The organism is Streptomyces sp. NPDC058375, from assembly GCF_042723425.1.
Classification (GTDB): Bacteria; Actinomycetota; Actinomycetes; order Streptomycetales; family Streptomycetaceae; genus Streptomyces; species Streptomyces durocortorensis.
In genome coordinates, this window is sequence record NZ_JBHXJG010000043.1 from 25731 (window position 1) to 36795 (window position 11065).

Annotated in this window: 4 protein-coding genes; 1 reads left to right on the forward strand and 3 read right to left on the reverse strand. The window is 74.5% G+C overall.

Going from position 1 to position 11065, the window contains the following annotated elements; genetic code table 11:
• Positions 1-6 precede the first annotated feature (6 nt).
• The 3 genes from ACFWM7_RS10385 to ACFWM7_RS10395 form a co-directional block, all read right to left on the reverse strand.
• Complete coding sequence (locus ACFWM7_RS10385) at positions 7-3540, reverse strand: UvrD-helicase domain-containing protein (protein WP_383257644.1); 3534 nt, start codon at positions 3538-3540, stop codon at positions 7-9.
• Between the two features lie 146 nt (positions 3541-3686).
• Positions 3687-7115 (reverse strand): ATP-dependent helicase, encoded by a 3429-nt coding sequence (locus ACFWM7_RS10390; RefSeq protein ID WP_383257650.1) that lies wholly within the window; start codon positions 7113-7115, stop codon positions 3687-3689.
• Positions 7116-7338: 223 nt separating this feature from the next.
• Positions 7339-7914, reverse strand: coding sequence for an MGMT family protein (locus ACFWM7_RS10395; protein WP_383257656.1), 576 nt, complete (start codon positions 7912-7914; stop codon positions 7339-7341).
• A gap of 221 nt (positions 7915-8135) precedes the next feature.
• Between ACFWM7_RS10395 and ACFWM7_RS10400 the strand changes: the two genes are divergently transcribed.
• Complete coding sequence (locus ACFWM7_RS10400) at positions 8136-10991, forward strand: YbhN family protein (RefSeq protein ID WP_383257660.1); 2856 nt, start codon at positions 8136-8138, stop codon at positions 10989-10991.
• Positions 10992-11065 lie beyond the last annotated feature (74 nt).

The window sequence follows — 11065 nt, forward strand, 5'->3', positions numbered from 1 at the left end:
TTGAGCCTATCCGTCCTCGGGGACCGGCTCGTCCAGCAGGATCCGCTCCAGCTCGGCCCGGCCGGGCAGCCCCTGCGGATGGACGGTCTCGCCCGTGCGTACGTAGAGGAACGTGGCGGTGACCGCGTCGAGCGACAGATCGTGCAGCTCGGCCCAGGCGAGGCGGTAGACGGCGAGTTGGAGCGGGTCGGCGGTGCGGTGGCGGGTGGTCTTCCAGTCGACGATCTCGTACGTGTCGCCCGTGCGGTAGACGGCGTCGATACGGCCCCGGATCACCCGGCCCGCCAGGGTGATCTGGAAGGGGGTCTCCACGCGGTACGGCGTGCGCCGGGCGTACGCGGTGCGCTCGAACGCCTCCTTCAGCTCGGCGAGGTCCCGCTCGTCGGAGATCTCGGCGTCGCTCTCGTCGCCGCCGGGCAGTTCGTCGGGGCCGAGCATGGGCAGCGGCAGCTCCTCGTACCGGGACTCCACCCAGGCGTGGAACCGGGTGCCCCGGCGGGCGGCGGGCTGCGGCGGGCGGGGCATGGGGCGGGCCAGCTCCTGGGCGAAGGCGTCGGGGTCCTCGGCGAGGCGCAGCAGCTGGGTGGCGGAGAGGGCGGCGGGGATGACGACCTCGCGCACGGTGGCGCGGGCGCGACGCAGCTCCCCGGCGAGGGAGTCGAGGTCCCGGTCCCAGGAGGCGAGGGTGCGGGCCTCCTCGGGGGTGAGGCGGTCGGCCGGGCCGGTGGTTTCCGGGGCGTGGCGGGCCGCCGGGATGTGCGGGGCGGGCTCGGCGTGCAGGGCGGGCTCGGCGTGCGGGGCGGGCTCGGCGTGCGGGGTCGGCTCGCGGGCCGGGTCCGCCGTGTCCGGTGTGGCCTCCGGCGCATCGGCGGGACGTTCGGTGGGGAGCGCGTCCCAGTCCCAGTCCTCGTCGGCCGGGGACTCGTCGAGCGAGGGCTCCTCGTCCCAGGGTTCGTGCGTCGGTACGTCGTCGGGGCCGGGCCCGTACGTCGGCGCCTCCGGCTCGTCCCCCTCGACGGCCATGCGCTCCAGGTGGGCCAGCACCGTGTCCCGGGCGGCGCGGCGGCGGGCGAGGGCGTCGGCGTCGAGCGGGAGCGGCCAGGCCAGGTCGGCGTCGCGTTCCGCGAGGGCCGGGTTCTCCTCGTCCTCGGCGGGCTCGTCCGCCCAGGCCTCGATCTCGCCGTGGCCCGCCGCGCAGTGCTCGTACAGCGCATCCAGGAAGGCGGACGGGCCGCGCGTCTTCTTCTGGGACGGGCCCCACCAGTGGCCGGAGCCGAGGAGCAGGGAGCGGGGGCGGGTGAAGGTGACGTACCCGAGGCGCAGTTCCTCCGTGTGCTGGTGCTCCTTCATCTCCTCCTTGAACGCCTTCATGCCCTTGGCGTCGTACGCGTCCAGTGTCGGGAGCGTCGCCGCGTCGCCGCGCAGGGCGTGCGGGAGCACCTTGGCCTGGGCGGTCCAGGCGTCCCGGGACTGACCGCTGGGGAACTGGCCCGTCACCAGTCCGGGGACGGCGACGACGTCCCACTCCAGGCCCTTGGACTTGTGGGCGGTCAGCACCTTGACGGTGTTCTCGCCGCCGGGCAGCGCGTTGTCGAGGCCCTTCTCGTACTGCGCGGCGGTCCGCAGGAAGCCGAGGAAGGCGAGCAGCGAAGTCTCGCCGTCGAGGGATGCGAACCGGGCCGCTATGTCGAGGAAGTTGGTCAGCGTCTCGCGGCGGCGGGCGGCCAGCGCCTGCGGGGACGCGGACAGCTCGACCTCCAGACCCGTGGTGGCCAGGACCCGGTGCAGCACGTCCATCAGGGGGTCCGCGAGCGAGCGGCGCAGGTCGCGCAGCTCCCGGGCCAAGCGGGCGAAGCGGACGCGGGCCTCGGCGGAGAACGGCAGCCCGTCGTCGGCCTCGTCCCCCGCGACCAGGAAGGTGTCCAGCGCGTCCGCGAGCGATATCACCTCGGCCGGGTCCGTGCCCTCGACGGCCTCCGCGAGCCGCTGGTCCGCGTCGGCGTCGTCCGCGTGGCCGGTCCGGTGGACGAGGAGGCGGGCGCGGCGGCCGAGGAGCGCGAGGTCGCGGGGGCCGATGCGCCAGCGCGGTCCGGTGAGCAGACGGACCAGCGAGGCGTTGGCCCCCGGGTCCTGGAGGACCTCGCAGACGGCGACCAGGTCGGCCACCTCGGGCAGATGCAGCAGCCCGGCGAGGCCGACGACCTCGACCGGGATGTCCCGGGCGACCAAGGCCGCCTGGATCTCGGGGAAGTCCCCGGCGGTGCGGCACAGGACGGCGATCTCGCCGGGCGGGGTTCCGGTGCGTACGAGGTGGGCGAGGGAGTCCGCGAGCCAGTCGATCTCCTCGGTGTGGGTGGGCAGCAGGGCGCAACGGACGACGCCGTCGCGCTCGGCGCCCGGGGCGGGGCGCAGTGCCTCGACGCCCTCGTGCATCGCGCGCAGCGGTTCGGCGAGCCCGTTGGCAAGCTGGAGGAGGCGGCCGCCGCTGCGGCGGTTCTCGCTGAGGCTGTAGCGGGTGGCGGGGGTGCCGTCGGCGTGCGGGAAGTGCTGGGGGAAGTCGTCCAGGTTGGCGACGGACGCGCCGCGCCAGCCGTAGATCGCCTGGCAGGGGTCGCCCACGGCGGTCACCGCGTGGCCGCCCGCTCCCACTCCCGTACCCGCCCCCGTACCGCTGCCGAACAGCGCCGAGAGCAGGAGCCGCTGGGCCACCGACGTGTCCTGGTACTCGTCGAGGAGGACGACCCGGAACTCCTCGCGCAGGATCGCCCCCACCTCGGGCCGGGTCAGGGCCAGCTCGGCGGAGAGGGCGATCTGGTCGCCGAAGTCCAGGAGGTCGCGGCTGCGCTTGGCCGCTCGGTAGCGCTCGGTGAGGCCGAGGAGGGAGCGGCGGGCCTCGGCGGTCTCGGGGATCTTGCGCAGGTCGGCGTTGCTGAGCTTGGCGGCGGCCAGCTCCCGCAGCAGCTCGGTGTCGTACGTCTCCAGCGCCCGGGGGCGTACGAGGTGTTCGGACAGCTCCCCGTCGAGCGCGAGCAGATCGCTGACCAGGGTGGAGAAGGACCGGGTGAGCGCCGGATACGGGCCCGGGGCCTCGCGCAGCACCTTCGCTGCCAGCTGGTAGCGGGTGGCGTCGGCGAGGAGGCGGGTGGAGGGCTCCAGGCCGACGCGCAGGCCGTGCTCGGTGAGGAGGCGGCCGGCGAACGCGTGGTAGGTGGAGATGGTGGGTTCGCCCGGAGGGTTGTCCGGGTCGATGACGTCGGGGTCGGTGACCCCGGCGGCGATCAGCGCCTTGCGGACCCGCTCGGCCAGCTCGCCCGCCGCCTTGTTGGTGAAGGTCAGGCCGAGGACCTGCTCGGGCGCGACCTGTCCGGTGCCGACCAGCCAGACCACGCGCGCGGCCATCACCGTGGTCTTGCCCGACCCGGCTCCGGCCACGATCACCTGCGGGGCGGGCGGCGCGGTGATGCAGGCCGTCTGCTCCGGGGTGAAGGGGATCCCGAGGAGCTCCTTGAGCTGCTCGGGATCGGTGATGCGTGGGGACACCCGGACAACGGTAACCGGGCCCACTGACAACCCGGTACGAACCGGATGCCCCGCTCCATTACCTGGCGACCGGACGCGGCGGCTGGTCCACCACCTGGCGACCGGACGCGGCGGCTGGTCCACCACCTGGCGACCGGACGCGGCGGCTACTCCACCACCTGCCGCCCCTCCGGCTGCGCACTGCACGAGGCGCGGAAGGTGCAGTGGGAGCAGTGCGTTCCGGTGGTGGGCGTGAAGCGTTCGTCCAGGACCTTTCCGGCGGCCGTGGCGAGCAGGTCGGAGACCCACTCCCCCGCCAGCGGTTCCTGGGCCTGGACCTTGGGGAAGGCGTCGCCGCCCTCCTTCTTGGGGGCGGGCTGACGGAGCTGGACCAGTTCGGCGCCGCCCGGCTCGGGGCGCTCTCCGTCGAAGACCTCGTCGACCGCGCCCTCGCGGACGGCGAGCTGGTAGACGGCGAGCTGGGGGTGGGCGGCGACCTCGTCCTTGGTGGGGGCGCCCTTGCCGGTCTTGAAGTCGACGACGTACGCCCGGCCCTCGGCGTCCTGTTCGACCCGGTCCATGGAGCCCCGGATGCGGACGGCGTACTCGCCCGCCTCCAGGGTCACGTCGAAGTCGTGCTCGCTCGCGGTGGGGGTGCGGCCTCCCCGGTCCAGGACGTGCCAGTGCAGAAAGCGTTCCAGGGCGGCGCGGGCCTGGTCCTTCTCCTGCTCGGACTTCCAGGGGGCGTCGAAGGCGAGACCGTTCCACACGGAGTCCAGGCGCTCCATGAGGACGTCCAGGTCGGCGGGCGTACGGCTGGAGGCGACCTCGTCGGCGAGTACGTGGACCACGTTGCCGAACCCCTGGGCGGCCGTGGCCGGGGCGTCGGCCTTCACCTCGCGGCCCAGGAACCACTGGAGGGCGCAGGTGTTGGCGAGCTGGTCGAGCGCGCTGCCGGAGAGGGTGACGGGCTGGTCGCGGTCGCGCAGCGGGACGGCGGAGCGGGTCGGCTCGTCCAGCCCCCACCAGCGGTACGGGTGGGCCGCGGGCACCAGCGGCTGCCCCTCGTCGTCGGTGAGCGCGGCGAGCCGGGCGAGGCGGTGGGCGGCGGCCTCGCGCAGCGCGTCGGAGGCCGCCGGGTCGACGGTGGTGGCGCGCAGTTCGGCGACGAGCGCGGCGACGGCGAGGGGGCGGCGCGGGCGGCCGGTGACGTCCCGGGGTTCGACGCCCAGCTCGGTCAGGAAGCGGGAGGGCTGGTCGCCGTCGTCGGCGGGTGCCTTCACGGCGGTGACGATCAGGCGCTCGCGGGCGCGGGTGGCGGCGACGTAGAAGAGGCGGCGCTCCTCGGCGAGGAGGGCGCCGGGCGTGAGGGGCTCGGCGAGCCCGTCGCGGCCGATCCGGTCCGCCTCCAGGAGCGAGCCCCGGCGGCGCAGGTCGGGCCAGACGCCCTCCTGGACCCCGGCGACGACGACGAGCCGCCACTCCAGGCCCTTGGAGCGGTGGGCGGTCATCAGACGTACGGCGTCGGGGCGGGCGGTCCGCCGGGAGAGGATGTCGGCGGCGATGTCCTGGGCGTCGACCTCTTCCAGGAAGTTGAGGGCCCCGCGCCCGCCGGTGCGCTCCTCGGCGCGGGCGGCCGTGTCGAACAGGGCGCACACCGCGTCGAGATCACGGTCGGCATTGCGCCCGCCCGCCCCGCCGCGCAGCGCGGCCCGCTCCAGCCGGCCCGGCCAGGGGGTGCCGTTCCACAGGGTCCACAGGGCCTCCTCGGCGGTGCCGCCGCCTTCGAGGAGCTCGCGGGCCTTGCGCAGGAGCGCGCCGAGGCGCTGCGCGCCGTGGGCGTACGCCGGGTCGTGCGTGACGAGCCGTTCGGGCTCGGCGAGGGCGCGGGCCAGCAGTTCGTCGGAGGGGGCGGGGATCCGGATCCCGGCGGCGCGCTCCTCGTCGCGCAGGGCCCGGCCGAGGCGGCGCAGGTCGGCGGCGTCCATGGAGCCGAGAGGGGAGGTGAGGAGGGTCAGGGCGGTCTCGGTGTCGAGCCAGGAGGGTGCTCCGGCCTCCTCCGGATCTCCCTCGGGGAGGTCGGGGAGGCGTTGCAGCGCCGCCGTCGCCACCGTCCGCAGGGCCGTCAGCAGCGGAGCGACGGCCGGTTCGTGGCGCAGCGGGAGGTCGTCGCCGTCGACCTCCAGGGGGACGCCGGCGGAGGTGAGGGCGCGGCGGACGGCGGGCAGCGAGCGGCCCCCGGCCCGTACCAGCACGGCCATCTCCTGCCACGGCACCCCGTCCTCCAGGTGGGCGCGGCGCAGGAGGTCCGCGATGTTCTCCAGCTCCGTGGACGCGGTCGGGTAGGTGTACGTCTCGACGCGGCCGCCGTCCCGGACGGCGTGCAGCTCGCGGTGGGCGCGGACCGTGTCGGCGGGCAGCCGGGTCAGCGGCATCCGTCGGGTGAGCAGCCGGGTCGCCGCCAGCAGTCCGGCCCCGGAGCGGCGGGAGGTGGTGAGGACGCCCACGGGCGCGGGCCCGCCGTCCGCCCGGCGGAAGGTGTCCGGGAAGTCGAGGATGCCGTTCACGTCGGCGCCCCGGAAGGTGTAGATCGACTGGTCGGGGTCGCCGAAGGCGATCAGCGTCCGCCCGGCGCGCACGCCCCCGCCCTCGCCTTCGTCGCGCACGCCCCCGCCCTCGCCTTCGTCGCGCGCGTCCTCGCCCTCGCCGTGCCCCCGGGCGTACTCCGGCGCGCGCCCCCGGTTGCCGGCCAGCGCGTGCAGCAGGCGCACCTGGGCGGGGTCGGTGTCCTGGTACTCGTCGACGTACACCGCGTCGTAGCGGCCGGCCAGCTCCGCCGCGACCTCGGGGCGCTCGGCGAGCAGGACCGCGCGGTGCACCAGCTCGGCGTAGTCCAGAACGCCCTGGGCGTCGAGGACGTCGAGGTACTCGGCGAGGAACTGGGCCGCCGCGCTCCAGTCCGGGCGGCCGGTGCGGGCGGCGAAGGCGGCCAGCGCGTCCGGGCCGAGGCCCAGTTCGCGGCTGCGGGCCAGCACGGCGCGCACCTCGTCGGCGAAGCCGCGGGTGGTCAGGCAGGACCGCAGCTCGTCCGGCCAGCGGACATGGGCCAGGCCCTCCTTCTCCAGGTCGAGCTGGCCCGCGAGCAGTTCGCGGACGGTGACGTCCTGCTCGGGCCCGGACAGCAGGCGCAGCGGATCGGCGAACAGGTCGGCGTCCTGGTTCGCCCGGACCAGGGCGTAGCAGTACGAGTGGAAGGTGGTGGCCTGCGGGCCCCGGGCCGCCCCGAGGCGGGCCGCCATCCGGTCGCGCAGTTCGACGGCGGCCTTGCGGCTGAAGGTGAGGACGAGGATGCGGGCGGGGTCGCCGCCCCGGTTCACCCGGGCGGCGACGGATTCGACGAGGGTGGTGGTCTTGCCGGTGCCGGGCCCGGCGAGGACCAGCAGCGGCCCGCCGGGGTGGTCAACCACCGCGCGCTGGCCTGCGTCCAGGAGGGGGGGATCCACGGAACCCGGCGGAGTGCGCACCAGGCGGTACGCGCCCGTGGTCCGCGGCCGTGACTCACGGTGCGGACTGTGCCGGGTGGAGGAGGAACTCACGTGGATCGCCGGTCCTGGTGGGGTGTACGCGGGTGTACTGGTGACGTGGAACAGGTGAGGAACAGGTTCGGTGCAGCCGGGGAAGAAGAGGAAGGGGGCGGACGTGCCGCGCGATGACGACGCTACGCCGCCGACGGCGCGGGAGGCGACGACCGCGCTGCGTCCCTCGTCACGTCCTCGGCCGGGTCGGGCCGTCGTGGCCGGTGGCGGACGGCAAAAGCCGTCAGGTGTGAGCTTCGTCGCCCGGACCGTCCCCTTCTTCGCGTTCCCCGCGCGCGGTGCCAACCGTGCCAGCGGTGCCAACCGTGCCAGCGGTGCCAACCGTGCCAGCCGCACCGGTGGTGTCAGCCGTGTCACCGGCCCGCCCGCCGCTTTCACCGCCGTCCCAGCGGGCGCGCCGCATGTCGATGCGCGGGATGTGCCCCTCCGCCTGCCGCGACGCCTCGCGCAGCGGGGTGCCCTCGGCGCGGTAGTGGTCCAGGGCCCGCAGCTCGTGGGCGGGCAGCAGCGTCCCGTCGGCGCGGACGACACGCCACCACGGCACGGCCGACCCGTACAGCGCCATGGTCCGGCCGACCTGGCGGGGCCCTCCCTCGCCCAGCCACTCCGCGATGTCGCCGTACGTCATCACCCGGCCGGGCGGGATCAGATCGGCCACATCGAGGACGCGCTCCGCGTACGCGGGCAGCTCCGCGTACTCCGGCGGCTCCGCGCGCCCGGACGGCTCCGCGTTTTCCGGCGGTCCGGTGCCGGCCGGGGCGGTGCCGGAGCCGCCCCCGTCCGTCTGGTCCTGGCTCATCCGCCCCATCCTGCCGTACGCCACCGACAGCCCGGTCGAGACGGTATCCGTCCGGACACACAGCGTGCACGCAGGTGCAAAGGAGCGTATGTTGCGCTTCCCGCGCCCGTGCAATGCACCCTGATGCCCTCCTCTGTCTACGGGCCGTGCCACCATCATGCGGGCGGTGACCGGTGATACCAGAACACGAAGACGAACCAGAGGCGACGAAGGAGCAGGGCGTGCAGCCACCGAAGGCGGCGGACGCCTCCGATGCCGGGGAGCGCCCGGAGGGTGCTTCCGAGTCCTCCGGACCGCCCCGCGCCTCCGCCGGATCACCCCACGACGACAGCGCCGGACCGCCCCGCGCCGACGGCCCCACGACGTCCACCACCGGACATCTGGCCGGCTCGACGCTGGCCTCCGCCGAGGCCGCGCTGACCGACCGCGTCTCCGGTGACGAACCGCTGCTCCCCGCCCGGGTGCACCGTCCCTCCGACCTGATGCGGCTGCTCATCGGAGTGCTCGCGATCGCGGTGCTGTTCTCGATCGCCGCGTTCGCCCAGGGAACCACCACCGGCCTTGAGGACGACATCTCCAAGGGCACCGAGCAGGCGCCCGATCTGCTGATCAAGATCGCCGGCCTGGTGTCCAGCATCGCCGTGCTGCTGGTGCCGGTCGCCTTCGCCATCGAACGCCTCATCAAACGCGACGGGCTGCGCATCGCGGACGGGGTGCTCGCCGCCGTACTCGCCCACGGGGTGACGCTCGCCACCGACCTCTGGGTCTCGCGGACCGCGCCCGGCACCATCCAGGACGCGCTGACCCAGCCGCAGACGGCCGGCGGTCTCACCGACCCGGTGCACGGCTATCTCGCGCCGGTCATCGCGTACATGACGGCGGTCGGGATGGCGCGGCGGCCGCGCTGGCGCGTCGTGCTGTGGGTGGTGCTGCTGCTCGACGCGTTCGCGATGCTGGTGGGCGGGTACACCACCCCGTTCTCGATCATCCTCACCGTGCTGATCGGCTGGACGGTGGCGTACGGGACGCTGTACGCGGTCGGCTCGCCGAACGTCCGCCCCACCGGCCAGCACCTGATGGCGGGTCTGCGGCACGTGGGCTTCCGCCCGGTCGCGGCGATGCGCACCGAGGACGCCCCGGACCACGCCGACCAGAGCGACCGGGGGCGGCGCTATCTGGTCACCCTGGAGGACGGGCCGCCGCTGGACGTCACCGTCGTCGACCGGGAACAGCAGGCCCAGGGGTTCTTCTACCGGGCCTGGCGGCGGCTCACGCTGCGCACGCTGACCCAGCGGCGCTCGATCCAGTCGTTGCGCCAGGCGCTGGAGCAGGAGGCGCTGCTCGCTTACGCGGCCATCGCCGCCGGGGCGAACGCGCCCAAGCTGATCGCCACCTCGGAGCTGGGCCCCGACGCGGTGATGCTGGTCTACGAGCACATCGGCGGCCGGTCGCTGGACTCGATGGAGGACGAGGAGATCACCGACGATCTGGTGCGCAGCGCCTGGCGTCAGGTGAAGGCCCTCCAGTCGCGGCGGATCGCGCACCGCAGGCTGACCGGTGACGCGCTCCTGGTGGATCGTTCCGGCAGGGCGTTCGTGACGGACCTGCGCGGCGGCGAGATCGCCGCGGGCGATCTGGTGCTGCGGATGGACGTGGCCCAGCTGCTGACCACGCTGGGGCTGCGGGTGGGGGCCGAGCGGTCGGTCGCCGGTGCGCTGGCCGTCCTCGGGCCGGACGCGGTGGCGGACTGTCTGCCGCTGCTCCAGCCGATCGCGCTGAGCCGGTCCACGCGGGCGACGCTGCGCCGGATCGCCCGCGAGCGTTCGCAGCGCGAGCGGGAGGCGGTGGTGGAGGCCTCGCAGGCGGCCAAGCAGGCGAAGGCCGAGCAGGCGAAGGCGGAGCAGGCGAAGGCCGAGCAGACGGCCGACAGCACCGCGGCCGGGTCCAAGGCCGAGTCCAAGGCCGAATCCAAGGCGGAGACCAAGGCCGAGCGGAAATCGCTGCGCACCGAGAAGCAGGCCGAGAAGCGCGCCATCGACGATGCGCTGGAGGAGGCCCGCGAGGAGGATCTGCTGGCCCAGATCCGCCGTCAGGTGCTGCTGATCCGCCCGCAGGCCCCGGTCGAACCGGTCCGCCTGGAGCGGATCAAGCCGCGCACCCTGTTCAGCTTCATCGCCGGGGCCATCGCCGCGTACTTCCTGATCTCCCAGGTCACCCAGGCCGACTTCGGGGCGGTCGTGGAGCAGGCGGAGTGGGGCTGGGTGGCGGCGGCCCTCGGCTTCTCGGCGCTGAGCTACGTGGCGGCGGCGATGAGCCTGCTGGGCTTCGTGCCGGAGCGGGTGTCGTTCCTGAAGACCGTGCAGGCACAGGTGGCCGGCTCGTTCGTGAAGATCGTGGCGCCCGCCGCGGTCGGGGGCGTGGCGCTGAACACCCGCTTCCTCCAGCGGGCCGGGGTGCGCCCCGGTCTCGCGGTGGCGAGCGTCGGGGCCTCGCAGCTCTTCGGGCTCGGCGCCCACATCATGCTGCTGGCGCTGTTCGGCTATCTCACGGGGACGGAGAAGACGCCGGACTCGCTGACCCCGTCCCGTACGGTGATCGCCGGTCTGCTCACGGTCGCGGTGCTGGTGCTGGTCGTGACGGCGATCCCGTTCCTGCGGAAGTTCGTGGTGACCCGGGTGCGCTCACTGTTCGCCGGGGTGGTGCCGCGCATGCTGGACGTGGTGCAGCGGCCGCAGAAGCTGCTCACCGGCATCGGCGGCATGCTGCTGCTGACCGGCCTGTTCGTGCTCTGCCTGGACGCCTCGATCCGGGCGTTCAGCGGCCCGGACGTCCCCCAGCTGAGCTACGCGAGCATCGCGGTGGTCTTCCTCGCCGGGAACGCGCTCGGCTCGGCCGCCCCGACGCCCGGCGGTATGGGCGCGGTCGAGGGGGCCCTGACGCTGGGCCTGATCGCGGTCGGGCTGCCGAAGGAGGTCGCGGCGCCGGCGGTGCTGCTGTACCGCGTGATGACGCTGTGGCTGCCGGTGCTGCCGGGGTGGCTCGCCTTCAACCAGCTGACCCGCAAGGGCGAGCTGTGATCCGGCCGGGCGGGCGAGGACGGTAGCGGCCCGGCCCGCCTCCACCGGTCGCGGCCCGGCCGCCGTCCACCGGT

What these genes read in the sequence shown, in the direction of transcription:
- ACFWM7_RS10395 (WP_383257656.1), bottom strand. Translation starts at nt 7,914, where the DNA reads ATGAGCCAGGACCAGACGGACGGGGGCGGCTCCGGCACCGCCCCGGCC.